This is a genomic window from Neobacillus vireti, from assembly GCF_036962345.1.
Taxonomy (GTDB): domain Bacteria; phylum Bacillota; class Bacilli; order Bacillales; family Cytobacillaceae; genus Neobacillus; species Neobacillus vireti_A.
In genome coordinates, this window is sequence record NZ_JBALNB010000019.1 from 55314 (window position 1) to 80872 (window position 25559).

Below are 25559 nucleotides of genomic sequence, written 5' to 3' on the forward strand. Positions count from 1 at the left end.
TATTAGACATATAGAAGGTACGCAGATAAAAAACTGGCGGGCTACAGTATTAGCCCCTAAAAGATTTAATGACCAAACTAATATTTTTTCTTTCAAATAATATAATCACTAAAATATAAAACACCATACTGAATAAAATAAATAAAATGTTCATTATTAAATCATTTGTATTTACAATATTAATATATTTTCTCACAATTGTAATAAATAAAATCAATAATATAGAAGAACTTAATACCCATTTAATATTATTTATTGTTGTTACAAAACTAATATTAAATAACTTCTTTGCAAAGTAAAAATGTAATGGTAACTGTACAAAGGAAACTAGTCCCCTGACAATTAAAAAAATATAGAAACCATAAATCGCTGAAATCACTAAAGTTGGTATATATATACATATATTAATCAACATAATTTTAGAATTAATATCTGTCCTCGACATCGCCCGATATCCCTCGGGATTTAGTCTAATTATAGTAATAAACCCATTCATTAATCCTAATATTCCTATAACCAATCCTATTTCTCCCCATTGATTACCAAAAAACATTTTGCCTAAAAAATCTCCAAAACCGATAATTAATATTCCTATAGGAAATCCAATTAAACAAAGAGTTTTTTGGGCAATTAAAAATAATCTATAAAATTCTAACTGATTATTTTGTAGTCTTGATAATGAACTAAACAAAACTGGTAACAAAGGATTAATAAAAACAATAAATATTGTTTGAGTAAAGTTTTGAGCAACTCTAAATAATCCCAAGTCTTGCGTGGTAAGATATACAGCAACGATAATAATGTCCATCCATCCAACTATCCAACCTAATAAAGCTTCCGATGAATTCCATAAGCTTAATTTAAGTAATTCTTTAAACAACTTCAAATCAAATTCTAGATTAGGTCTCCAATTAGATACCAACCATAGCCCTATACAATTTGCAAATGAACCTACTAGTGAACCAAATACTAGCGCCCAATATCCAAATCCCATTAGAGCTAAAGGTATATTTATTAATGCAGGAAAAACTACTGTAATAATTCTAACTATAAATAACAATCGAAACTTTAGTTCCCTTTGTAATATAGAGTTTTGGACAGACATAAGTGAATAAAAAAGCACCTGAATTGACATAACTTTTAATAGTAACGCTGACTCTGGTGCTTTAAATAGAACTGCTATTTTATTTGCAAAAATAATTTGTAATAAAATTAAGATAAATGACATTAATAAATTAGTCCAAAATGCTATGTCACATATTTTATTTATTTGTTCTTTATTGCCTTCCTTTTGAATTATTATTTTGTTAAATCCTAATTCGCTAATTGTTTGGAAAAACGATATTAATATTGTAGCAATTGCAACAATACCAAAGTCTTCAGGAGTTAGAAGTCTAGCAAGAACTATAAGTGTAACAGGAGTTATAGCCCGATATGCTAGTTCAGCTAGTAGTGACCATTTTGCTGCTTTTGAGGTTTTTGACAAAATACTTTGTCTAATATTTTGTTTTGTCTGCATGTCTACTCAAAATCCCTTTCACTACCAATGCGTTAGTTTTTATATGCAACTAAACTAGCTAACAACATTTTAAATTTAACAAAATGATTATTTTTATATAAATCTTTGATTTCAGATCGCCAAAAATAACGTCCAGATCTATTTAATTGTCTTAACGATTTATTACACGCGCTTTTAAAATAATCTACACAAATTAGCTCTAGTATATCCTGGTTTAAAACACTTACTTTTTTATTACTATTTATTATATTTAATAGAATTTTTTCAAACAGAATTAAATCATCAACAGAATATTCTGTTAATCCGTTTAAGCATATTAAATTAAAAAGTTTCATCTCTTCTTCTGTTAAGTTTAATCTTAATTTACTAAATATTTTTTTTCTTATTTCATTTGCATAATAACTCTGTTTTGAAAAATTCTTAATAGATACTTGTTTATCGTGAACCCTGTAATGCAATAAAATCTCATTCGTACATGAAAATTTTAATCCTTTTTCCCATGCACTTACCCATAAATTATAATCTTGTGCATATAGAAATTGCTCATCATACTTTAGATTATGTCTATCAATATCACTCTTTCTTATCATAACAGAAGGGTGAACTAATGGAGATCCGAATAAAAACTTACAAGCAATCTCTTCATGCCTTTCATAAACATGTTTATTTTCTATTTCCCTGCTACCAATAAATTTAATGTTAGTACCCAGGATTGATATATCTTTATTTTTTTCTAAATATTTAACTTGACTTTCTATACGATTATGTAGGCTAATATCATCCGCATCCATTAATGCAATATACCTACCTCTAGCCTTACTGATAGCTAGATTTCTACTTTTAGATTGTCCCATGTTTTCCTTGTTTCCTAAGTGCTTAACCCTTGGATCATCATAACTATTTATAATATCGACACTTCTATCAGACGAACAATCATCAATGATAAGAAGCTCTAAATCTTGAAATGATTGATTAAGTATACTGTTAATTGCATCTTTTAAATATGATTCTCCGTTGTAAACCGGCATAATAACACTCACTAATGGCATATATAACACCTCAAAATGAATTAATAATAATCCTAACAATTTAATAATTGCTACACATTATTCTTTGATTTGAAAATCTTAAATAAACTTACTTTGACCTAATCAAAACTGTTAAATAAAATAATAGCTTCGCTGATATTATAGCTCCTAATAAATTCTTTTTAATAACAAAAAATGCAATAATCCTATATGATCTAGGTATTAATTTTAAATCATAAAACCGAACATTTTGAACAGCATCATACCATTGTGTATTAGTATATATTGCTTTAAAGAATTCCTTATTTTCTAATATCCTTTTGGATTTTACACTTAAAAAAATAAAAGCACTTATGTTACTTAACATTAATAAAATAATGCCTTTTAATAATAAAGGATTAACCATATTCCATTTTTCTAAATATAATTGCTTTATATTATACTGTTTAAAATACATATCCAAATGGTCATGGCTTATTTTCCTCGAGGAACTACTTTGATGAGAAACATAGTTATAATATTGCTTATTTATATAGTAAGCCTTCATAGCCATATCTACATACATAAGATTAAAGATGGTGTCTTCTCCATACTTAATATCCACTGGAAATCTGATGGAATTTTCATTTATAATACTCATTTTATATAATTTGTCACAAGGAGAATTTAATTCATCTGTAGTTAATAACCTTTTTCTTAATTCTATAACATCCTTTTTACCCTGTTCTGAAAATAAAGAAGACTTTTTAATTATAAAATTATCTTTAATTATGTTATGGTCACAGAGAACAAGATCACATTTATTTTCCAATATACTTTTGACCATTTCTTCAATCATATTCTCTTCGATATAATCGTCTGCATCAATAAATGAGACAAATTCACCCTTAGCCTTTTCTAAACCTAAATTACGTGCAACTGATGGTCCAGAATTTTTTTGGGTGAAGAAAGAAATGCTATCCAAGGCTTCCTCATAATACTTGCATATCTCTTTACTTCTATCAGTAGAACCATCATTTACTAAAATTATTTCTATTTGTTTATATGTCTGTTTAATAATACTCTTTATGCATCTCTCTAGGTATTTTTCAGCATTGAATACTGGAACAATTATGCTTACTAAAGCCATTTATCAGCACATCCAATTTCCTTTATAAACTATATTTATTAAAATTTTATTCTATGAGTAACCTTTTTTATTATTTTTTTAATCCTTTGGTACCAAGGCATCCAGGAAACATAAAAATGGTGTATACAAATAGTCTTATTAGTTTTCTTTAATTCGAAATCAATATAATTATATGGGGAGAAATATTCCTGAGGAAAAACCGTTATACCATTTGGTAATAATTGGTGTGATCCGTCCCTTATTAATCCCTGTTTCATTAATAGCTCAGTTAACCTTTTAACATTAGTAGTTAAATTAACAGTCCTATCAAAATTATAGAAACTTATGTTATTATATTGATTTAAAAATTTTTCTATTAATTGATGATTTGGTTCACATCCTATAAAACTTGTGGCTATATAGTTTTTTTCTTCGAATCCTAAAATACAATTATGCATAAGTAATGAATCTAAAGATTTTAACAATTCTACGTCAGTGTCCATGTAAAAACCGCCAAACTTATTTAAGGCATTTAGTCTTGCAACGTCACTAACGAATGCGTATTTTTTTTTTTCATAAGCTTCCTTTACATATTGATTACTTCCTAATTCAAAATTATCTTCATTCCACTCAATAATCTGATAATCAGGACAATGTTTTTTCCAACTTTCAATACACCTTAATACCAAATCTGGCTTTTTTCCCCTTCCAAACCAACAGTAGTGAATTGTTTTAGGTATCATTTTATCCCCACTTTATTATTTTTTGAATAATCTATCGAAGTTAACTCGTAAACTAAATAAGCAATAAACACCCAAATAGCTCTAAAATTCCCTAAACTAATTGAATACATGCTTACTAAGATTGCAAATACTGAAAACAAGTAGAATATTAAATATTTATTTAACTTTATATTCTTAAGACCTTTCAATATTAAATATAACCATATCCAAATAAAAGAGATGAGCCCTACCAATCCCAATTCACTAAAAAATGTTAAGTAAGTGTTATGAACAATGTTCCATATATTCAGGCCTGTTGTTTGAGAAGCTGCTGCTCTAAATTGCTCTACCCCTATTCCCAAAAGAGGGTTATTCATTCCTAATTGAAATGCTGTATCCCATAAAAACTTCCTATGTTCAAAGGAATGGTCTTCAGCCATATTCCCGGTAAATTCTTCCCACCTATTAAATATTGGCTCAACTATGGTTTGTACCAAATAAGATTCACTATATATAATGAATAAAATAAAAAAACAAATACCATATAATATCACTTGCAATATAGCACTTTTTATTCTCCCCAAAAATAAAAGTAGTAAAAAGATACTAATGGAAGCTATAGATAATGATACTAATGCTCCCTTTGAGGCAGTTAACATAATTGCTACTATGAAAAGAATTATGCCCATAAAAAACATGAAATAATTTCTCTTTGTTGAAAAGTAAGTCATTAAAAATGAAATCATAATGAAAACATATGATGCTGCTAAATTTGGATCTTCAAATGTTCCTGAAGCCCTAAACGTTCCAGCAAACGTTAATCCCAAATCCAATCCGAAACTATATGCAATTACTCCCAAAATCATTAAAATTAAAAATACTAGATAAGTATAAGTACTTATTTTTAAGAATCGATCCTTTCCATAAATACTTATATATTTTAATGTTAATAAAGCATAAATCAGACATATAACTATTTTAAATATCGAAACTAAGGATTCTAAAAACAAAGGATTACTCCATCTAAACAAGTTAATTAGGCTTAGTAACATAATAACTATTATACCTAGACCAAAACGTATCAGTACTTTTCTTGATTTTAATTCAACAATATCTAATGATTTAGACTTGCTGCTACTCCTAATAAAAAAAATATAAAATAAAACTACTACGAAAAAATCAGCAACAGAAGTATTAATAGTAAATGGAATTCGGAGATAAAACATTACTGGAAGAAAAATAATCATATAGTCGAATAGGTTAAGCTTTTGTTTTAATAAGAACAATAAAGTACATATTATCCCTATGATAATTGGTATATAAAATATTTTAGTCAGAATAAAAATTAAAACTGATAATATAAAAAAAGTTACTAATATCAAGTTATAAAGGTTTAGTTTACTACCCATCTATTTCACCTAGTTTATCCATTCTCTTCCTTCTCATTATTACATATAATCTAGTAGGGAGAAGACCTACTAATATAGGTTTAAATGCTAATGGATAATAGTAAAGTGGTAAATTGAGCATTTTAAATCCCTTTATCCTAACATATGTTTCATTAATTCTATATTTAAATTTCCTTCTCTTAATTGCACTATTATCATCCCTCATTTTATAGAGAACTTCTTGAATATTATATCCCCTATATCCTTTAGAATACATCTTAAACCACAAATCATAATCTTCTACACGTAATAACTTCTTATCTACTGAATATCCATTAACTGCATCGTAAGCCTCTCTACGTACCATACAAGGTGCATGACAGAATGGTGTCCCTTTAATAAAAGTTAATTTCGAGGGGTATTCTATCATATTATTGTAACTCCATTCCCCTTTTTCATTAAAGTAACCCATCAGTGAACTTACAATAGATATTTTTTCATTACTCTCTAATATAGCAACCTCTTTTTCAAGACGAGTTGGCTCGGAAATATCATCGCCGTCCATCCGAGCAATGTACTTACCGCTAGCATATTTTAAACAATGGTTTAATGTATAGTTGAGACCTTTATTAACATCATTTGAAATTAAATGCACATTTGGATATTTATCGGAATAATACTTTGCTACTTTATATGTTAAATCAGTTGACCCATCATCACACATAATCAATTCCCAGTCATGGAATGTTTGGTTTATTATTGATTCAACACTTTCATCAAGGGTTTTTTCATTATTATAAATACCCATAATTATACTTACAACGGGATTACTCACTTTTTCAACTCCTTTAAAGTGGTTTCAATAATTTTCTTTTTATCAAATTTACTAACAATATGCTCTCTAGATTTCCGCCCCATTTCTACCTTTTCTTCATAAGGCAGGTGAATAAATTCTTTTATTTTTTCATATAAATCTTCAATATCCTTGATACGAACTAGGTATCCATTTTCCTTATCATTAACTGCCTCTTTACACCCAAAAATATTACTTGTAACTAACGGTCTTCCTAAAGCTCCTGCTTCAAGTAATGTATTTGCCATTCCCTCATGATAAGATGGAAGGACAAAGCAGTGGGACTTTTTGATATAAGGCCTTACATCAGATTGAAACCCATAATAATTAACAACATTTTCTTCCTGTAATTTTTTTATAATTGGCCTATAATCATCCTCTATTGGACCAACAATATCAAAAAACAAATTACTATACTCGCCTTTTAATCGCCTTGCAACCTCTAACAATTCTTCAATACCTTTTTCTTTCATAACTCTTCCTATAAATAAAATACGAGTTTCTTCACATGAAGGATATTCAGTAAATTGATACTCCTCTAAATTAACACCAGCACCATTAAGGTTTAATGCATTTTTTGGGAATACTATTTTATTGTGAATAAAAATACTTTGATTTTCATCATTCTCAAAAAATAATACTTTAGCTCTTTTACTAGCAATCTTATAAAGGAAAATTACCACTTTCTTTAATATTCTAGAACCATGAAACGCTGTTCCTAAACCGGTTATATTCACTGCATATGCGATGTTTTTAAATCTACATAATATCCCACCATATATATTAGGTTTTATTGTATATGTGATTACCAAATTTGGTTTTACTTTATTTAATAATGTAAAATAATGTAATAATAGTTTAATATCTTTAATGGGATTTAATCCACGCCTATCGACATTTGTTTCTACAAATTTACATCCCATTTCTACTAAATGTTTGATAAATTCTCCCTCTGGCAAGGAGATATATACTTCATTTCCTTGAGATATTAGTTTTTGAATTAATTCTTTTCTAAATTTGTATAAACCAACATCATTATTGGCTAAAATTAAAATTTTCATGAATATACTCTCCTAGCCGGCATCCCAACATAAGTTCCAGTTTCAACTATATCCTTAATAATTACAGCACCTGCACCGATTTTACAATTACTAACTATACTTATATTATTACTTACAATACTCCCAATACCTAACCATGATCCTTTGCCTACCTTAACAGTCCCCGCTAAATGTACGCCTGGAGATATATGGACAAAATCCTCTATTATATTGTCGTGATCAATAGTAGATCCAGTATTAACAATGCAGCCCTTTCCAATTCTAGAACAACAGTTAATTACGGCTCCAGCCATTACTACTGTACCAGCTCCAAGGATTACCTCTTCACCAATAATAGAATTAGGATGTATTAATACGGGTATGCTTGCACCTTTATCTTCAAGGAATTTTTGAAGATTTCCCCTTATATTATTGTTGCCAACCCCAACAATCACATCATAAACATCTATATATTTAATGACATCAGAAGTTTTCCCCACAACTTTTAAACCAAGAGTAGTTTTAATATTTTCATCGTCATCCAAAAAACTTATACTTTCCCATTTATTCAATTTTAATGCTGTATCTGCTATTACTTTTCCATGGCCACTCGCACCTATTATAAGGAGTTTTTTCATGCTTTTATTCATTCCTTTCGTGGATTTCCCATAAAAGGCTCCATGGTTTCTGCATTATCTGAATTTATACCCTCTCTAATGAAAACCTTCTTGATGGTTAAGAGAATTATTTTCCAATCCCCTATTAAGTTTACATTATCAACATATTCAACGTCTTTATTAAATTTTTCTTCCCAACTAATTGCATTTCTTCCACTAACTTGTGCAAGTCCCGACAATCCTGGTCTTACTTCATGTCGACGTTTTTGGTGTTGATTATATAGAGGTAAATATTGTACTAATAAGGGTCTAGGCCCAATAATTGACATATCACCTTTCAATATATTAAAAAGTTCTGGTAACTCATCAAGGGATGTCGAGCGTAAAAAAACACCAAATCTCGTTAATCTAACATTATCAGGAAGTAATTCACCTTTCTTATCTCTTTCATCCGTCATGGTTCTAAACTTATACATCGAAAAAATCTTCTCATTCAAACCCGGCCTTTTTTGTTCAAACAATATAGGACTACCTAATTTCACTTTTACAAGTATAGCGATAATCAAAAATACAGGACTAAGAGCTATAATAGCAGCCAAAGATAGTATAATATCCATCGGCCTTTTGAAAAATGTTTTATAAATACCAATTTGTAAATATTTCATCACTTAAACCACAACCCTTTAATAACACTTACAATCCTTTCTAATTCTTCATCTGTCATTTTTGTATCAGATGGTAAGCACACGCCGTTTTCAAATAACTTCTCAGATACATCCATTCCAATAAAATCATAATTTTTAAAAAAAGGCTGCATGTGCATTGGCTTCCAAATCGGTCTTGCTTCTATATTCTCCCTTTCAAGAGCCTCCATAATATCTAGCGGCCTAACCTTACCGCTTATAGTCATAGAACTTAACCAGTAATTAGGGTCATTCCATTCGTTACTGGGCATTAACTCAATCCCTTGAAGGTTACCTAGTTCACTCTTGTAGAATTCATAAATATATTTCTTCTTTGCAACTCTTTGGTCTAATACCTTTAGTTGCCCTCTGCCTATTCCTGCAACAACATTACTCATCCTGTAATTAAACCCCAATTCACTATGTTGATAGTGTCTGGCAGTATCCCTGGATTGTGTGGCCCAAAATCTCACTTTGGCTACTCTCTCTTCATTATCGGAAACGAGCATTCCACCGCCTGATGTTGTAATAATCTTATTACCATTAAAAGAATAGATACCATAGTCTCCAAAAGTACCAGTATGTTTCCCTTTATAATAAGTACCTAATGATTCAGCAGCATCCTCAATTAACACAACGTTATGATTGTTGCATAGTTCTACTATTTTATCCAAATCAGCAGATAATCCATAAAGGTGAACAACAAGTACAGCTTTGACATTGGGATATTTCTTAAAAGCTTCTTCTAATGCCTTGGGACTCATATTCCATGTTTCATAATCACTATCTATAAATACTGGAATAGCATTTTGATAGATGATTGGATTTGCTGTAGCGGAGAACGTAAGTGTTGGACAGAAGACAATATCTCCTTCCCCTACTCCCGCTGCTTTAAGAGCTAAATGGATAGCTGCTGTTCCAGATGAGAGTGCGGCTGCAGCTTTAGAACCTACTTTACCTGCCAGTTCATTTTCAAACAAATTCACATTTTCGCCAAGGGGCGCAATCCAGTTTGTATCAAAAGCTTCCTTTACGTATTGCATTTCATAGCCTTCATCACTCATATGTGGTGATGATAGGAATATTCTATCTCCCATTATCAAAAACTTCCTTCCATTGTTACATAATTTATTATTGTTTTAGTCACTTAGGACTCAATTGGAACCCCAGTAATTCTTTTATCCAACCAACTACTAATTAACCAAAATTTAGTTAACCCCTGCCCATATTATTAAGGAGATGACAAGTGGGCAGGGGTTTTATATGATGTAAATCTTTATTTCACCTTAATATCCTCCATAATTTCTTCAAGATAAGTAAGCAATTCTGTTCTTATCTCTGAATTCTGTAAAGCAAACTCAATCGTAGTCTTCACAAACCCAATCTTCTCCCCAACATCATACCGCTTACCCTCAAAGTCGTAAGCAAACACACGTTGAATCTGATTTAATTTCTGAATCGCATCCGTCAATTGTATCTCTCCACCAGCTCCCACTTGCTGTTTACCCAAGAACATAAAAATTTCCGGTGTAAGAATATATCGTCCCATGATTGCAAGATTAGAAGGAGCTGTTCCCAGCGCAGGCTTTTCAACAAAGTTATCAACTTGATATCTCCGACCTTCTTGAAGTGAAGGTTCCACAATCCCATAACGATGTGTTTCGTTATCAGGAACAGTCTGAACACCAATTACCGAAGAATGCGTGTCTTCATATATATCCATCAATTGTCTCAAGCATGGTGTTTCACTTTGGACAATATCATCACCCAAAAGAACTGCAAAAGGCTCATCACCGATAAAATTCCGAGCACACCAAACTGCATGTCCAAGTCCTCTTGGTTCCTTTTGACGAATATAATGAATATCTGCAAGATTAGTAGAATATTGAACTTTGTCTAATAAGTCTAACTTCCCCTTTTCTATCAAGTTTTGCTCAAGTTCTGGTGCAAAGTCGAAATGATCTTCGATGGATCTTTTGCCTTTACCAGTAACAATGATAATATCCTCTATACCAGAAGCAACTGCTTCTTCAATGATGTATTGTATAGTCGGTTTATCCACTATTGGTAGCATTTCCTTTGGCATGGCTTTAGTCGCTGGCAAAAATCTAGTACCAAGTCCCGCTGCAGGAATAATAGCCTTACGTACATTTTTCATTTAAAAATCTCCTTAAATATGTGATAATAATCAAAAAATATTTGGTACCCCAAAATTATTAATGAACATCTTAGACTAATGGGCTAATGCTGCAGGCGATAAAGATTCATGCTTATTGTTTGCAACTGAAATTAACGTATCATGCAATTCATTTTCCGACATACCTAATAAGCTATTTATTAATTCACTTAAAACATCCGAATTCATTACAGTGGCTTTACCAATATGAATTTTCGGATAAATACTTTCGGGGTGAACTTCGTTCTCATTAAGAAGCTCTTCGTACATCTTCTCACCAGGACGTATCCCAGCAAAATGGATCCCAATATCCTCTACAGAATATCCAGATAATTTGATTAAGTTTTTAGCCAAATCTACTATCTTAACAGGTTCACCCATATCCAACACAAATATTTCTCCGCCTCTTGCTAGTGCTCCAGACTGTATAACAAGTCTTGACGCTTCTGGAATAGTCATAAAGTAACGAGTCATATCTGGATGTGTTACAGTAACTGGTCCACCAGCTTGGATTTGCTTTTTAAATAGCGGAATCACACTACCACGGCTGCCCAAGACGTTTCCAAATCGTACAGCAACAAATTTTGTATTGCTCGTTTGTGCAAGTTGTTGAATAATCATTTCAGCAAAACGCTTTGTTGATCCCATCACGTTGGTAGGGTTCACTGCCTTATCAGATGAAATCATCACAAAAGTATTTACACCAAATGTTTCTGCAGCTTCCGCAACATTTTTCGTACCAAAAATATTGTTCTTTACCGCTTCTCTTGGGTTGTATTCCATTAACGGCACATGCTTATGCGCGGCAGCATGATACACGACAAATGGTTTATGTTCTGCCATTACATTAAACATTCTAACGCGGTCTTGTATATCCCCTATAATAGGTACAATCTCAATTTGATTTTGATAGATGTTTCTCAGCTCCATGTCAATTTGGTAAATACTATTTTCACCATGACCTACTAATACAACCTTTTGAGGGTTAAACTTACAAATCTGTCGGCATATTTCCGAACCAATTGAGCCGCCAGCACCTGTAATAAGGACTGTCTTTCCGGTAACAATTTCAGAGATTTTATTAATATCTAACTCTACCGGTTCTCTGCCCAATAAGTCCTCAACTTCAACTTCACGGAATTGATTAACCGATATTTTCCCTGTCATTAAGTCTTCTAGCTTTGGTATGATCTGTGTCTTTGCCCTCGTTTTTGCACATTCTTCAAAAATACGCTTAATTTCTTTTTGAGATAATGACGGAATCGCAATCACAATATTATCAATATTAAATTTTTCCACAGCCGTTGCAATATACCTAGAATCACCGATGACTGGAATCCCAAGTAAATCGAGTTTTTGTTTCATTGGATCATCATCAATAAAAGCTATGGGCTTTAAATCCGTATCAGGATTATGAAGCAGTTGACGTACTACCATTGTCCCGCCGCGGCCAGCACCAATAATGAGTGTCTTCTTCATATTGTTTTGTTTAATAATATAATTATCCCTGAACATCCTCCATGAAAACCTTGTTCCGCCGATAAACAATACATGTATCATCCAAGCAATCATTAACGTTCTTACATTGATATGGCCAAAAGCAAGCTTTTGCATAACTGCCGTTAAGATAATCGAGAACGTTACAGCCTTCACAATTGCAAGCAACTCGCCAACGCTCGCATATTGCCACACCTTGTTATAAAGTTTATAAATAGAAGCAAAGAAATGATGGCACACTAATAGTGTAATGGCTGTCGCTAGTATAAATGGATTTTTCAAAATCTGTAAATCCGGAGTAAGAGTAAATGTGCTTATGTAGATAGCCGTTAACACAATAATTGAATCTAGCAACGCGAGTGTTGTTATGCGTTTCTTGTAAGTCATTTGATTGATCCCCCTTTTTTCTATAGATTACTTTTCTCTACTAAAGCATGATGAGCAAAAAAATAAATATCTAATGGAAATGCAAGTGCTTTCACACTTATCCTTTCATTAGATATTTATAATCGGGCATTTAACCCGCCCTCACATCACACTCTCGACGACTCGCGTCTAAGGAGGAGATCTCCCCTCCCACAGTGTGACCGAGTGCCCCCATGTATAACGGGCAGGGAACCTCGCCGGTCAGGTAACCTACCTGACAATGCTGTTCGTTTAACTTTAGAAAGTTCTGACTTTTTCGGTAACAGAATTACTAAAATAAATTAAATATTTTTTTCTTCTTTATTCTTTCAGGTGGCTCTTTATAAACATACTTGCCCTCAATGGCAAGTGCAGCATTTTCTTTAAACAAATAAACCATTTCCGACCCGTACTTTGCTTGAATCATACCGTATGCCTCTCTCATTCTAAAAGAACGACTCGTTGTATTATGGGCATCAGAGGCAATAAAGTGAGTAAGATTCGCCTCTATTAATTGCTGAGAAAATTTTTTAATTTTTTTTCCAAATGCACCATGTACGCTCGCAGCGGTAATTTGTGATAATGCTCCATTTTTCACAAGTTTATAGAGGACATCCGGTTGTTCAATTAGTTGTTGGTTCCGTTCTGGATGGACGATAATTGGAATAAGGCCACGAACCTGCATTTCGTAAAATAACTTTTCTGTATATTGGGGTACATGATTCGATGAAAACTCTATTAAAACATATTGAGTTTGATTAATTGGTAGAATCTCACCTAGTTCATATCCTTCAAGTAACTCTCCGTAGATACGTGTTTCTTGCCCAGGAAAGACTTGTAGGTCTATTTGCTCTTGTTCAAATATCAGATTCAATTCTGCAACTCTATCTATGATAGTCTTTTTATGATTTTCATACCGATTATTCAAATGGTGGGGGGTGGCCACAATCGTGTGTATGCCTTGCTCTACAGCAGCTTTCGCCATTTTAATACTTTCAGCAATATCCTGCGCTCCATCATCAACACCCGGTAATATATGACTATGTATATCGACCATTGTACCACCCTCACTTCCAGTAAAGTGTAAATTTCTATATCTTTTATAATAGTATCATTGTCTGACGATGTAGGTAAAGGGTGGTATTTTGTCGAATAATCATTATCTACTACCGTAGTAATAATAATAACTATCTTTCGCAACTTCCTGATGATTAAGGACAACCCCTAGCAACTTGCTTTGTGCATTTTCTAGTAATTCCTTGCTTTTTTTCGCTAAATCAATTTCGGTTTTACCACTGAAGACCACCAAAATTGAAGCATCGCATTGATTAGCAAGTATTTGCGGATCAGCTACAGCCAGTAACGGTGGAGTGTCGAATAGAACTAAATCAAATTCATTTTTCGCCTCTTCAATAAAATGTTCCATTGATTTAGAACTTAATAGCTCTGCTGGATTGGGAGGTATTGGTCCACTCGTTAAAATATATAAGTTTTCTTCATCGGTTTCCTCGACTGCCTTGGCTAAGGTAGTTTGTTTCGTCAGTACTGTTGTGAAACCATGGAGATTGTTCCGACTAAAGGTATAATGAACAGTTGGTCTACGAAGGTCTGCATCCACAACCAATACCTTTTTCCCTTGCTGAGCAAATACTACTGCCAGGTTTGCTATCGTTGTTGATTTTCCTTCCCCAGGTCCTGAAGAGGTGACCATAATGGCTTTTAGTTCAGTGTCGACAGATGAGTATTGTATATTCGTTCGGATTGTCCGATATTGTTCTGAAATGGGAGATTTAGTGTCAAAACTTGTCACTAATTTTCTACTATTATCTGCACTGATTTTTTTCTTATTTTTCTTAAATCCCAATGTTTTCACTCCTAGCCGTTGATTTCCGCGCTGCCCTTCGTTCCTTCATTTCTTCCAATTTTATTTCATCAATTGTTGCTATGACACCTAGAACAGGTAACCCTAACTCTTTTTCAATATCTACTTCGCTTTTAATCGTGTTATCAAAATAATCTAGTAAGAATGCAAGGCCTACCCCAAGTAACAAACCTATTACCAGGGCAATGGCAATGTTTCGGATTGGATTTGGTTCAACCGGATAATTGTTTTCTACTGCCTTAGCAAGAATATTCACGTTATCTACATTCATTATCTTTACAATTTCGGTTTGAAACACCTCAGCCGTTGTATTGGCAATTTCTGCTGCTCGTTTAGCACTCGTATCCCTTACGGAAATCCTTACAACCTGAGAGTTTGCTTCTTGACCAACTGTGATGGCCCCATTTAATTGACCAGATGTAATATCTGAACCTAGCTTTAATGCAACTTTATCTAATATTGCCGGGCTTTTAATAATTACATTGTAGGTGTTAATTAACTGTACATTTGCTTGAACTTGGATATCCCCAGAATTAACGGTTTGATTCTCTCTCTTTTGGTTAATTAGAAGTTGAGTAGAAGCTTGGTAGATCGGTGTAAGGTAAAAATAACTAATAACTCCTGATACTAATGCTGCCGTTATCGCAATGAGTATAATCATAACTAGACGTTTTTTTAATGTTGATAATAATTCTTTTAAATTTATTGTTTCTTCCATTTGGTCCTCCTAGTACTTTCTTCTTATAAAACAAAAGTATTATACCATGTGTTGCAGTCGTTATTTGTCGTTTTATGAAGAATGTTTAATATTGTTTTATTTTTTAAGTATATCATGTTTTTTAATGTAATTTGTCTAATGGATTTAGTAGTAAATTGTAGGAATTTGTAAATCACTTAACAATTCTATCAAGGATTCTTGTAAAATAATGTTGATTTATTGTAATGGAATAATTTTCTTTTAATGGATTTTGCTATAATAACAGGAAGAATTAAATTATAGAGGTGGCGCTTAATGAAGTATCTTCTAACAGCCCTATGGGCATTCATATGTATAGGTATCCTTGCCTATAGTCATATTCATTGGAATCAGCAAACAACAGCAAGGGCAGATGATATACCTACAACAACATTAGACCAAGAGTCAGTATCAGCAGAAAACGAGTCGAATGTACTAGAAGAGCAGTCGAATGATGTCAACATTGATAAGTACATAATGTTGGCTGCGAATTGGCCAGAAACAGCAAAACAGTCATTAAAACAAGCTATAGAAAATAAAAAGCCTTTTAAGATTCTCTTTGTGGGCTCAGCTGTAAATCAATGGGAGAAACAAGTCACACAGAGCCTATCGGATAGTTTCAGCAGTGAACATGTCATTACCAGCACTTTTTCATACGACTTGACCTCCAAGGAGATTGTTGACCAAGGTAAGCAGCTTGAGGTTGCTGCTGAAAAAGCACAGCTAATTGTTATTGAACCGTTTTTGTTAAACGATAATGGAAAAGTATCAATTGGAAATACACTTAATAACCTTACGAAGATGATTGAAACGGTCAAAGCGAAAAACCCGGAGACAACTATCATCCTACAGCCTTCTTATCCATTATATAAAGCCAAACACTATCCAAAGCAAGTCACCGCATTGAAAGCATATGCTTTTGAAAACCAACTAACATTTCTTGATCACTGGACTCAATGGCCAGCTAGTAATGATCCAGAATTAAACAATTATTTAAACGGAAAAAGTGGTCCCAATGAACTCGGCTACCAGGTCTGGGCACAGTTTCTTGTTGAATATTTTGTAAATAAATAATAAATATAAATAAAGAAGGCTAGATATCTAACCTTCTTTATTTATTATATCAGGCCTCATTTTTCAATTGAAGCTTACGTTTCTTGATAGAAAGCACCAGTGCTTTCTCAAGCAGCTCTAATTTCTCAATCGATTTTACATCTTGATTGATATAGCGCAGTGATTTCTTTATCGATTTTGGCAACTGGTCAAAAGCGATCATGACGCCACCGTCCTTGATAAAATATTCTATATAATTGTTAATGATTAATTGATCATCATATTCTTCAAATCAGCCTTCAAATCTTCAATAATCTTTTCAAGTGTTAATTCATTTTCATTCAAGCCCTTTTCATAGGCTTTTTTCAATAGCCTTGAAAAATCAGCTTGTTTCGAGCTCTCGCTCTTTACGTTAGGTGTCACCTTGACTTTCCTCCTTAGTTTTTCTCTCTAATTAAGTATTTTAATAAATTACTAGTTAAATGTAAATACATTTCCAGTCTGATTTTGTGGGAATTTAGTGTAATTTCAGAAATTTTGTAGGTTATTTTACCAAATCTACATATTCCTCCCTATTAAATTCCCATAATTCCATTATTTATCCACATGTTACACCTATCTATTTTCCTATTTTTTTGGTATTCTATCTGTTGTGGTCAAAATTTGTAAATTTTTCGGAGGAAAATATATGAGATCAAAAAATAAAAAGAGTAAAAAATGGTTAAAAATCACTGGTATTATCTTTCTTGTTCTCATTATTGGAGCAGGTGCTTATGCTTATACTGTATATAATTCATTGAAAACGGCTGTCAATACAATGCACGAGCCAATCGAACGCAAGCAATCAGAAAAACGTCCAAAACCTGTTGAGTTGGTAGAAAAGGATCCGTTCTCTGTGTTATTGCTTGGAATTGATTCAAAGGGTGATAAAGGACGGACTGATACGATTATTGTCCTGACTGTTAACCCGAACACTAACTCTGCAAAAATGTTGAGTATTCCACGTGATACACGCACAGAGATCATTGGTAAAGGATTTGATGATAAAATCAACCATGCCCACGCATTTGGCGGTGTCGAAATGGCAATGGATACCGTCGAAAACTTCCTTGATATCCCGATTGATTATTATATGAAGGTAAATATGGAAGGGTTTAAGGATATTGTGGATGCAGTAGGTGGTGTTACCGTTACGAACAATCTTGAATTTACTCAAGATAAGGTCCATTTCCCTGTTGGCGAAATTACCTTAACTGGTGAGGAAGCCTTACCATACGTTAGAATGCGTAAGCAAGATCCTAATGGAGATTTCGGTCGTAACACAAGACAGCGCCAAGTTATCCAGGCCGTTATTAAAGAAGGGGCAAGCCTTTCTAGTTTAACCAACTTCCCGGAAATCTTTAACGCAATCGGAACCAATATTAAAACGAACCTAACGTTTGAACAAATGGTCGATATCCAGAAGAACTACAAGTCTGTTGGTACTAATGTCGAACAGATGGAAATCAAGGGTACGGGCACAAAAATTGATGGAATTTATTATCTGCAAATTCCACAAGATGAGAAGCTAAGAGTTCAAACTGAGTTGAAAGCACAATTAGAACTAGATACTACAACAGCACAAAACTAATACGAGTTTTTAAAAGTGAAAGAGCCTGGTTCCAGGCTCTTTCACTTTTTACATAGTTTGCTAAGTACCCATTAGTCGTGCATTAATTAAGGTAAGTTAGACTGTGGTATCATCTATATTAAGGTGAATACTTGAGTATCTTTATATTCATAATTATTTACAACTAAAAAAATAGTAAACTCGATCGATATATAGAGCCTATTATTTTTATTACCATAATCATACATTTATTATGAATTGATAATTATCAGGAAATTTTATCCATCGCCTGAATCTCAATGTCATAAAGGATATTTTTAAAATCCTCCCTAAGCCAAAAATATGTTTTGGTCCCTTTAAATTCTTTAATACAACTTTTTACTTGGTCTTCTATCTCCTTTGTTGTTTCTATACTTACTTTCGTATTAGTGCTCGGAATAGACTCAATAAACCCTCTTAAAAAACCATAACCCGAAAGCGCTTCCAAAGAAATTAACATAGACTCTTTAAAACATAAAGGATCACTAACATATAACATAATCCACAACCCCTTTGTACTTTGTTTGATACCTCTATTTTTTCACAAAGTCAATAATTAATTTGTTAGATTTTGGGAGTTCACCAATAATATTTTTGTCGAAGATAGTATTTAATATTTTGTTTAAATTAGATTTACAGGTTATTTCAGCACCAATCAACTTAGTGTGCAGCATAAAAAATATATATTTCATCTTAACTTTTCTACTATAATGTAATCTGAATTTGGACATGCATAAGCAAGCACTTGACTCTTTCATCAAATACTTTTTGGCGTTCAATTAATTTTTCGTGCTGTAACTCCTTTAATTTTGCAAACTTCCTATAATTAGTTGCCGTCTCTGTACATTGGATGGTACCTGACACCATATTCTTTTTTTACTTATGAGAAAAAAAATAGAGACTAAAAGTAGTCTCTAAACTATTACACTATGATTTTTTATATCCTCTAGGTGTATATTTTTGGCTTGCTTTGAAGTTATTAACGGGTTTGATAAAAAAACAATCTCGGATGATTCTTCAAATTTTTTGGTATCACTGGATTCTTTTCTTTATAACCTTGAAGGGCTTTTGGATTTCCTTTTCTCGTCCCTCAGCTTATAGTTGTTCAATAACATCAGTTAGATCTTGATTACGAAGCTTCGAGATCGCTACCTTTTAAATCGGGGAGTGACACCAATATTTTATGATTTGTAGTTGAAATTATATCCACCTGTAATCTCGTTGAATGTAATATTCTCTGGTGAAAGCAAATTCCACTGGATATACCAATCTCCATTAATCGCCTCTGCCTTAATAGTTCGGCCCTCAATAATAAATACTCCACTTCCACTGCCTTTGTACGTGTATGGAATGTTTAAATCCTTTAGCGCATTCCAATTAATATATGGTGTATTATTTCGTAAGTATCCTCCCCTATCAAAATCAACTCCATTGAGCTGAATTTTAATAGGAGTAGTATAGATAAAGTTATATCCACCATCAATTGTCTTCGACGTGATGTTCCCAGGTGATAGCAAGTTCCATGGAATATACCAGTCGCCATTAATCGCCTCTGCCTTGATAGTCCGGCCCTCAATAATAAATACCCCACTTCCACTGCCTTTGTACGTGTATGGAATCTTTAATGTTCTAATAGCATTCCATTTTATATAGGTTGTACCATTATGGAAATATCCTCCGTCGGCAAAGTTAGCCCCGTTGAGCTGGACCTTGATTGGAGTGGAATAAATTAGATTGTATCCACCATCAATTGTCTTCGATGTGATGTTTCCAGGCGAAAGCAAGTTCCACGGAATATGCCATTCTCCGTTAATGGCATCTGCCTTGACGGTACGACCCTCAATAACAAATACTCCACTACCTTTATACGAATATGGAATGTTCAATGTCTTTATAACATTCCAATTTACAAAGATTGTATTGTTCAGGAAGTGTCCGCCCTTGGCAAAGTCAGAACCATTAAGCTGGATTTTAATAGAAGAAGTATAGATAAAGTTATATCCGCCTTCTATTACTTCCAACGTCATCTTCTCCGGTGCCAGTAAGTTCCACTCAATATACCAATCTCCATTAATTGCATTTGCCCGAACAGAACGGCCCTCAATAACAAATACTCCGCTTCCTTTATAGGTGTATGGGATTTTCAGCGTCTTTAGGGCATTCCAATTGACATAGGTTGTCCCATTCAGGAAGTGTCCGCCCTTAGCAAAGTCAACACCATTAAGCTGGATTTTAATAGAAGTTGTGTAGTTAAAGTTATATCCGCCTATAATATTTTCAGCTGTTATTCTTGGTGATAGTAATCTCCATTCGATGTACCAGTCTCCATTAATTGCTTTCGCTTCTACAGGACGACCCTCTATAATAAATAGTCCACTTCCTTGATAGGTGTATCCGATTTTCAGCGTCTTTAAAGAATTCCAATTAATATATGTGGAACCGTTGTGGAAATATCCTCCCTTGGCAAAATCATTCCCATTTAATTGGACCTTAACAGGTGAATAAGACGCTGACACTTCTTTCTGTTCATATTGCTTGACTAGTATTGTACCAGGATAATAGAAAGATAGAATATCCTGGTATTTATGCCCAGCATTTGCTCGATTATTCGCTCCATGCTGACTCAACCCAACTCCATGGCCGTAGCCTAAGCCAGCAAACGAAAAGGAAGTACTTGTTTCGTTCGCTTCCGTAATTAACGTGCTCTTCATAATACTCATCCCAATGTAAGAACGGATCCTATCCGCAATCACATTGTTTATGGTTCCATGTTGAAGCTCGAGTTTTCCAGTTGAATCAAACTGATCCTTCACTAGAAATTGAAATTCTAAATCCCCTCTTGATACACGACCGCTTTCGGTTTTATTATAGAATGATAGCTCTGAGATTGAAACTATCTTAATTTGCTTCTGACTATAACCATTCTGGTTAAGCCATGATTTGATTTTGGATGTGAAGCTTCCATCCTTTTCATTCGTACTATTCCACCATAAATTAGGATTTTTCAGATCTAATCCTGATAAATTTACTTGCTGCTTCTGGATACTAACATCCCATGCAACTTTTTTATCATAATCATCTCTTTGGATCGGAAAATAAGGTAGTGGTGGACTTCCGAATTCGTTATGATTACTCTCGGACATTCCCCCATTTGAAGAAGAAAATAAAGCATCAATTGCACGTCCATTATACGTTACAATTTCGCCAGTCGTTTCTTCCACGGCTGCTGTCGAATTAGGATGTAACGTATCCGCTCCGCCATACACTTGATAGGATGTCGTATCATTAATGACCTTACCTAATCGGTAATAGGCATAGGTTCTCGCTGCAACAGCCTGAACCTTCAACGCTTCTCTATCCCAAGAGGCATACATTTCAACAGGCACCACAGACTTTAAATAATCCTCTAAATAAACGTTGTTTATCGGTCGTACGTATTGCCCACTTTCAACTATAAAATTAAAACTTCCGTAATATTCACGGCCATTGATAAAGGCACTATTTTGATCACTATTAGGTGTAATCGCTATATCTGCTTCCGTAATAAGTTTCTTGCTTCCTTCATAAAGGCTTATCTTTGACTGCTCTGCCTTTACTGTGTAAGTTTTGGTACTAGATAGTTGTGTCAATGTTCCATCTAGAGAAAAACTTCCGGAAACCCTTAAGGAAATACTTGTCTGGTTCCCTAAATAGTTTACTAGTTTTACATGTAGCTCTGGTTCTGTCATACTATCTTCGGCTTCCATTCTCATTGGCATTAGACCAAGGAGAAGAATTCCGATTAAAAAAATACTTGTCAGTTTCTTCATTTGTAACTCCTCTCTAAATCTTTTACCCTATTAATATATTAGTCTAATATTACAAAAAAAGACAGAGACCTGCATAATTTGGCAACTAAACTAGTATAATCTTAGTCGATAAATGAAGTTATTTCATGCTTTATAGAAGTTTTTCCCTAGAGATAGTTAATACATCACCCTTGATTCAGACACATATACTTTCGGATTCACCAAACATGACTGAATGCACCCTAAAATAATGGTGCTTTTTTACTTATGAGAAATAAGAAAAACCGGGCAATAACCGTAGCGGGTTCTGATATCTGTCACAGATCATAAATATAAAATGAAGTAGACCATAAATTAACCTTTGGAAAATTAGGAGATACGGATTGAGTAGTGAAAATCGCAGTGTATTAAAAATTGTTCCTGAACCAACGGATCCCAACTTTAGGATGTCAAACTGGTTAAATGCGGATATGATAGCGTATTATTCGAACAACGACCGAAAAGGGGACAAAAAAATTACGAATATAGCGGCCAATTTAGTGCAATTAAAAAGGCCTGTTTGGATAACCAAACAGACCTTAATTGTTAAACCTCACCTAAATCACTAGGTCGAGTTTGAGTAACATTTTTATAGTAGAGAATCGCTTCGATAATCCTTTTAGAAGCTTGACCATCTCCATATGGATTAGACGCTTTCGCCATCTGATCATGGGCTTCTTGGCAGCTTAACAGCTCATCAGCTAATCCAAAAATCACTTCTTCATCTGTACCAGCAAGCTTAAGCGTTCCAGCCTTAACGCCTTCTGGTCTCTCTGTTGTATCTCTTAGCACCAAAACAGGCACTCCCAGTGATGGAGCTTCCTCTTGAACACCGCCTGAATCCGTTAGAATTAAATAGGCTTTAGACGCAAAGTTATGGAAATCAATTACATCCAGCGGCTCTATTAAATGGATTCGGTCATTATCGCCAAGTATTCTGTCGGCAATTTGTCTCACAACAGGATTCATATGTACAGGATATACTACTTGAACATCCTCATGCTTTTCCACCAATCTTGAGATTGCACGGAACATGTTCTCCATCGGCTCTCCTAGGTTTTCTCTTCGATGTGCCGTCATTAAAATCAAACGGTCATTACCTAATTTTTCAAGGACAGGATGGGTATAGTCAGCTTTTACAGTTGTCTTTAACGCGTCAATTGCGGTATTGCCCGTAACAAAGATCGTTTCTTCCTGTTTATTCTCTTGCAATAAATTCTGTTTCGACATACTTGTCGGCGAAAAGTGCAGGTCTGCCATTACTCCTGTTAATTGTCGATTCATTTCTTCTGGGTATGGAGAGAATTTATTCCAGGTTCTCAACCCAGCCTCGACATGTCCAATTGGAATGGAATTGTAGAAAGCAGCCAAACTTGCTACGAACGTCGTGGTTGTATCACCATGAACAAGAACAATGTCCGGCTTTGCTTCCTGCATCACTTGATTTAATCCTTCCAGTGCACGAGTGGTAACATCTACCAATGTCTGGCGGTCCTTCATGATATTTAAATCATAATCCGGTTTAATCTCAAAAATGGATAATACTTGGTCCAGCATTTGACGGTGCTGGGCCGTTACAGTCACAATCGATTGGATGTTTTCATGATTTTTTTCTAATTCTTTTACGAGCGGCGCCATTTTGATGGCTTCTGGCCTCGTCCCAAAAACTGTCATTACTTTAATTTTTTGATTCAATTTATATCCCTCTTTTTTTGATTTCATTCATTTTCTCTCACAGTGGCCCGTTTATTCACTGTATCTATGACGATTTTAAATGGTTTCGTTACATAGTAAAAATATTGCTCATCATTGGAAGTGAAGGATGCACTTTCTTTTAGCATTTCCCATTCTTCAGCATTTGTATCAATATTATTAATCGTGATGGATTCAGCAATATCTTCTTTGTTAATGGTGTACAGTGCGTCGTAAACAGAGTAGGATAACGTTTTCTTTCCGTTACTCAAAGTCTCTTCATTGGTTAAACCATTAAGGGTTGAAATCACTTCATCAGAATCCGAATTTAGGAAAGTGAGGAAATAGGAATACGCATTCGAAAATCGTTCAGGGAATAACGGAAGAAAATTGGTTATGCTGCTCTTTGCAACAGGTAGATCCGCTTCTAATAACGTTATATTTTCAGCATTTGTATATCCCACACGATTATTTTCTGCTTGGACCTTATAGGTTTCCCCAATCTTTTCTAACACTTGAATCTGATCGGCGAAAGCTAATTCTCCCGCCGTTGAACGTAACTTCTGATCACGATAAAGAACCACCGTTCCAGCTGAAACTAATCCAGGCTTATTCACCATTTCAGCTGTATTTTGCTGAGCCACTTCTTGATCTTTCTTGTCTACTTTTTCTTTATCTGACTGCGATGGGTTCTTTGAAAAATTATCGCTAATATAGCTTCCGATGCTCTTCACGGGATTCGCACCAAACATGAAGGTTGCACTTACTACGACAGCCAGGAACAACACAATGCACTGCAAAAGAAATAGGGCATTACTCTTTTTCTTCACTGGTGTTTTCTTTTGACGATAAGCCTGCCGTCCAAATGGATTAATCTCAATTGGATTGCTATCCCCTTTGTACTGGCTTTCTAACATCTGCTTCTTATATTCCTTTTTCTCTTTTTCCGTTAGAGAATTAAACCAATCGATAAACTCGGTATACTCCTGAACAACTGTTTTTGTATCTCCAAACTGTTCAAGCTTACCAAAGTGAATCCACATCACGCGGTCACATAAATTTTTAATTTGCCCTAGCGCGTGACTGATAAAGATAATCGTCTTCCCTTGGGCTTTAAATTCATTAATTTTTTTCAGACATTTTTCATAGAAGGTTTGGTCTCCGACAGAAAGAGCCTCATCGATAATTAAAATATCCGGATTGGTATGAACGGAAATCGCAAATCCTAATTTAGATTTCATCCCACTAGAATAATTTTTCACTGGTTGGTCAATAAAATTTCCAAGTTCCGCAAATTCAATGATCTCTGATTTCAATTCCTGAATCTCTTCTTTTTTAAGTCCATGCATTAAGCATTTGAGTTCAATATTTTCTAGTCCAGATAATTGACTGTTTAATCCGGCCGAAATCGCAATCAAAGAGGTCTCGCCATTAATCTCAATGGAACCCGAGCTAGGTGGAATCACTTGTGCTAATAAATTGGAAAGTGTAGATTTTCCAGACCCATTAAGACCGACAATTCCAATGGCTTCCCCTTCATTAATCCTGAAAGATACATCTTTCAACGCCCGAAAGCTGTTTTTATCGTTCTTTAACGAGACAACTTCCAATAATTTATCGGCTTGTTTTTTATATAGGTTATAGCTTTTTGAAACGTTTTTAAAGATTATTTTCGGCCTCATTTT

24 protein-coding genes and 1 pseudogene are annotated in these 25559 nt (G+C 33.9%); 3 read left to right on the forward strand and 22 right to left on the reverse strand.

Annotated elements, in window-relative coordinates; genetic code table 11:
• Positions 1 to 49: 49 nt before the first annotated feature.
• From V7108_RS22180 to V7108_RS22250, 15 genes are all read right to left on the reverse strand, one after another.
• On the reverse strand, positions 50 to 1519 hold the full coding sequence (locus V7108_RS22180) for a lipopolysaccharide biosynthesis protein (protein ID WP_335569456.1): 1470 nt from the start codon (positions 1517 to 1519) through the stop codon (positions 50 to 52).
• A gap of 32 nt (positions 1520 to 1551) precedes the next feature.
• Positions 1552 to 2568 (reverse strand): glycosyltransferase family 2 protein, encoded by a 1017-nt coding sequence (locus V7108_RS22185; protein WP_335569457.1) that lies wholly within the window; start codon positions 2566 to 2568, stop codon positions 1552 to 1554.
• An 88-nt stretch (positions 2569 to 2656) separates the two neighbouring features.
• Positions 2657 to 3676, reverse strand: a complete 1020-nt coding sequence (locus V7108_RS22190; RefSeq protein WP_335569458.1) for a glycosyltransferase — start codon at positions 3674 to 3676, stop codon at positions 2657 to 2659.
• A 38-nt stretch (positions 3677 to 3714) separates the two neighbouring features.
• Positions 3715 to 4398, reverse strand: a complete 684-nt coding sequence (locus V7108_RS22195; RefSeq protein WP_335569459.1) for a glycosyltransferase family 32 protein — start codon at positions 4396 to 4398, stop codon at positions 3715 to 3717.
• Positions 4395 to 5387: an O-antigen ligase family protein gene (locus tag V7108_RS22200; RefSeq protein WP_335569460.1), complete on the reverse strand. Its 993-nt coding sequence runs from the start codon at positions 5385 to 5387 to the stop codon at positions 4395 to 4397. The genes V7108_RS22195 and V7108_RS22200 overlap by 4 nt, the downstream gene beginning before the upstream one ends.
• A gap of 391 nt (positions 5388 to 5778) precedes the next feature.
• Positions 5779 to 6600, reverse strand: a complete 822-nt coding sequence (locus tag V7108_RS22205; RefSeq protein WP_335569461.1) for a glycosyltransferase family 2 protein — start codon at positions 6598 to 6600, stop codon at positions 5779 to 5781.
• Positions 6597 to 7679 (reverse strand): glycosyltransferase family 4 protein, encoded by a 1083-nt coding sequence (locus V7108_RS22210; protein ID WP_335569462.1) that lies wholly within the window; start codon positions 7677 to 7679, stop codon positions 6597 to 6599. Before V7108_RS22210 ends, V7108_RS22205 begins: the two co-directional genes overlap by 4 nt.
• The gene (locus tag V7108_RS22215) at positions 7676 to 8296 is read right to left on the reverse strand and encodes an acetyltransferase (RefSeq protein WP_335569463.1); all 621 of its coding nucleotides are present in this window, start codon (positions 8294 to 8296) and stop codon (positions 7676 to 7678) included. Before V7108_RS22215 ends, V7108_RS22210 begins: the two co-directional genes overlap by 4 nt.
• 8 nt (positions 8297 to 8304) lie before the next feature.
• Positions 8305 to 8940: a sugar transferase gene (locus V7108_RS22220; protein WP_335569464.1), complete on the reverse strand. Its 636-nt coding sequence runs from the start codon at positions 8938 to 8940 to the stop codon at positions 8305 to 8307.
• On the reverse strand, positions 8940 to 10055 hold the full coding sequence (locus tag V7108_RS22225; protein WP_335569465.1) for a DegT/DnrJ/EryC1/StrS family aminotransferase: 1116 nt from the start codon (positions 10053 to 10055) through the stop codon (positions 8940 to 8942). Before V7108_RS22225 ends, V7108_RS22220 begins: the two co-directional genes overlap by 1 nt.
• Positions 10056 to 10234: 179 nt before the next feature.
• On the reverse strand, positions 10235 to 11116 hold the full coding sequence (galU, locus tag V7108_RS22230) for a UTP--glucose-1-phosphate uridylyltransferase GalU (protein ID WP_335569466.1): 882 nt from the start codon (positions 11114 to 11116) through the stop codon (positions 10235 to 10237).
• Positions 11117 to 11191: 75 nt separating this feature from the next.
• A complete protein-coding gene (locus V7108_RS22235) occupies positions 11192 to 13018 on the reverse strand; it encodes a polysaccharide biosynthesis protein (protein WP_335569467.1) in 1827 nt (608 codons plus the stop codon).
• Positions 13019 to 13328: 310 nt separating this feature from the next.
• Positions 13329 to 14093, reverse strand: a complete 765-nt coding sequence (locus V7108_RS22240) for a tyrosine-protein phosphatase (protein ID WP_335569468.1) — start codon at positions 14091 to 14093, stop codon at positions 13329 to 13331.
• 102 nt (positions 14094 to 14195) lie between these two features.
• On the reverse strand, positions 14196 to 14900 hold the full coding sequence (locus tag V7108_RS22245; protein ID WP_335569469.1) for a CpsD/CapB family tyrosine-protein kinase: 705 nt from the start codon (positions 14898 to 14900) through the stop codon (positions 14196 to 14198).
• A complete protein-coding gene (locus V7108_RS22250; protein WP_335569470.1) occupies positions 14890 to 15636 on the reverse strand; it encodes a YveK family protein in 747 nt (248 codons plus the stop codon). The genes V7108_RS22245 and V7108_RS22250 overlap by 11 nt, the downstream gene beginning before the upstream one ends.
• A 294-nt stretch (positions 15637 to 15930) precedes the next feature.
• Here V7108_RS22250 and V7108_RS22255 point away from each other — a divergent pair, with 294 nt between their 5' ends.
• Complete coding sequence (locus V7108_RS22255) at positions 15931 to 16728, forward strand: SGNH/GDSL hydrolase family protein (protein ID WP_335569471.1); 798 nt, start codon at positions 15931 to 15933, stop codon at positions 16726 to 16728.
• A gap of 49 nt (positions 16729 to 16777) precedes the next feature.
• Here the strand turns inward: V7108_RS22255 and V7108_RS22260 are convergent, their stop codons facing one another.
• Together V7108_RS22260 and V7108_RS22265 are read right to left on the reverse strand one after the other, a co-directional pair.
• Entirely contained in the window at positions 16778 to 16930 is a 153-nt protein-coding gene (locus V7108_RS22260) for a LytR family transcriptional regulator (RefSeq protein WP_335569472.1), read from the reverse strand.
• A gap of 44 nt (positions 16931 to 16974) precedes the next feature.
• Entirely contained in the window at positions 16975 to 17130 is a 156-nt protein-coding gene (locus V7108_RS22265; RefSeq protein WP_335569473.1) for a hypothetical protein, read from the reverse strand.
• 265 nt (positions 17131 to 17395) lie between these two features.
• Between V7108_RS22265 and tagU the strand changes: the two genes are divergently transcribed.
• Entirely contained in the window at positions 17396 to 18337 is a 942-nt protein-coding gene (gene tagU, locus V7108_RS22270; protein ID WP_335569474.1) for a polyisoprenyl-teichoic acid--peptidoglycan teichoic acid transferase TagU, read from the forward strand.
• A gap of 247 nt (positions 18338 to 18584) precedes the next feature.
• Here tagU and V7108_RS22275 read toward each other — a convergent pair whose 3' ends face one another.
• The 3 genes and pseudogenes from V7108_RS22275 to V7108_RS22285 form a co-directional block, all read right to left on the reverse strand.
• Positions 18585 to 18854 (reverse strand): hypothetical protein, encoded by a 270-nt coding sequence (locus V7108_RS22275; RefSeq protein ID WP_335569475.1) that lies wholly within the window; start codon positions 18852 to 18854, stop codon positions 18585 to 18587.
• A 224-nt stretch (positions 18855 to 19078) separates the two neighbouring features.
• Positions 19079 to 19201 (reverse strand): annotated as a pseudogene (locus V7108_RS22280) (IS1595 family transposase); the annotation flags it as partial.
• 335 nt (positions 19202 to 19536) lie between these two features.
• Positions 19537 to 22164: a SpoIID/LytB domain-containing protein gene (locus V7108_RS22285; protein ID WP_335569476.1), complete on the reverse strand. Its 2628-nt coding sequence runs from the start codon at positions 22162 to 22164 to the stop codon at positions 19537 to 19539.
• Positions 22165 to 22526: 362 nt separating this feature from the next.
• Between V7108_RS22285 and V7108_RS22290 the strand changes: the two genes are divergently transcribed.
• The gene (locus V7108_RS22290) at positions 22527 to 22751 is read left to right on the forward strand and encodes a hypothetical protein (RefSeq protein WP_335569477.1); all 225 of its coding nucleotides are present in this window, start codon (positions 22527 to 22529) and stop codon (positions 22749 to 22751) included.
• On the opposite strand, the gene wecB is transcribed toward V7108_RS22290, so the two are convergent.
• Together wecB and tagH are read right to left on the reverse strand one after the other, a co-directional pair.
• Complete coding sequence (gene wecB, locus V7108_RS22295; RefSeq protein ID WP_420489212.1) at positions 22729 to 23856, reverse strand: non-hydrolyzing UDP-N-acetylglucosamine 2-epimerase; 1128 nt, start codon at positions 23854 to 23856, stop codon at positions 22729 to 22731. The genes V7108_RS22290 and wecB overlap by 23 nt on opposite strands.
• Before the next feature lie 44 nt (positions 23857 to 23900).
• A complete protein-coding gene (gene tagH / locus V7108_RS22300; RefSeq protein ID WP_335569479.1) occupies positions 23901 to 25556 on the reverse strand; it encodes a teichoic acids export ABC transporter ATP-binding subunit TagH in 1656 nt (551 codons plus the stop codon).
• Between the last annotated feature and the right edge of the window lie 3 nt (positions 25557 to 25559).

Bases quoted from the DNA above. Each gene is read 5' to 3' on its own strand.
- V7108_RS22180 (WP_335569456.1), bottom strand. From the start codon at position 1,519: ATGCAGACAAAACAAAATATTAGACAAAGTATTTTGTCAAAAACCTCA.
- V7108_RS22185 (WP_335569457.1), bottom strand. From the start codon at position 2,568: ATGCCATTAGTGAGTGTTATTATGCCGGTTTACAACGGAGAATCATAT.
- V7108_RS22190 (WP_335569458.1), bottom strand. From the start codon at position 3,676: ATGGCTTTAGTAAGCATAATTGTTCCAGTATTCAATGCTGAAAAATAC.
- V7108_RS22195 (WP_335569459.1), bottom strand. From the start codon at position 4,398: ATGATACCTAAAACAATTCACTACTGTTGGTTTGGAAGGGGAAAAAAG.
- V7108_RS22210 (WP_335569462.1), bottom strand. From the start codon at position 7,679: ATGAAAATTTTAATTTTAGCCAATAATGATGTTGGTTTATACAAATTT.
- V7108_RS22215 (WP_335569463.1), bottom strand. From the start codon at position 8,296: ATGAAAAAACTCCTTATAATAGGTGCGAGTGGCCATGGAAAAGTAATA.
- V7108_RS22220 (WP_335569464.1), bottom strand. From the start codon at position 8,940: ATGAAATATTTACAAATTGGTATTTATAAAACATTTTTCAAAAGGCCG.
- V7108_RS22225 (WP_335569465.1), bottom strand. From the start codon at position 10,055: ATGGGAGATAGAATATTCCTATCATCACCACATATGAGTGATGAAGGC.
- galU (WP_335569466.1), bottom strand. From the start codon at position 11,116: ATGAAAAATGTACGTAAGGCTATTATTCCTGCAGCGGGACTTGGTACT.
- V7108_RS22235 (WP_335569467.1), bottom strand. From the start codon at position 13,018: ATGACTTACAAGAAACGCATAACAACACTCGCGTTGCTAGATTCAATT.
- V7108_RS22240 (WP_335569468.1), bottom strand. From the start codon at position 14,093: ATGGTCGATATACATAGTCATATATTACCGGGTGTTGATGATGGAGCG.
- V7108_RS22250 (WP_335569470.1), bottom strand. From the start codon at position 15,636: ATGGAAGAAACAATAAATTTAAAAGAATTATTATCAACATTAAAAAAA.
- V7108_RS22255 (WP_335569471.1), top strand. From the start codon at position 15,931: ATGAAGTATCTTCTAACAGCCCTATGGGCATTCATATGTATAGGTATC.
- V7108_RS22260 (WP_335569472.1), bottom strand. From the start codon at position 16,930: ATGATCGCTTTTGACCAGTTGCCAAAATCGATAAAGAAATCACTGCGC.
- tagU (WP_335569474.1), top strand. From the start codon at position 17,396: ATGAGATCAAAAAATAAAAAGAGTAAAAAATGGTTAAAAATCACTGGT.
- V7108_RS22275 (WP_335569475.1), bottom strand. From the start codon at position 18,854: ATGTTATATGTTAGTGATCCTTTATGTTTTAAAGAGTCTATGTTAATT.
- V7108_RS22285 (WP_335569476.1), bottom strand. From the start codon at position 22,164: ATGAAGAAACTGACAAGTATTTTTTTAATCGGAATTCTTCTCCTTGGT.
- wecB (WP_420489212.1), bottom strand. From the start codon at position 23,856: ATGACAGTTTTTGGGACGAGGCCAGAAGCCATCAAAATGGCGCCGCTC.
- tagH (WP_335569479.1), bottom strand. From the start codon at position 25,556: ATGAGGCCGAAAATAATCTTTAAAAACGTTTCAAAAAGCTATAACCTA.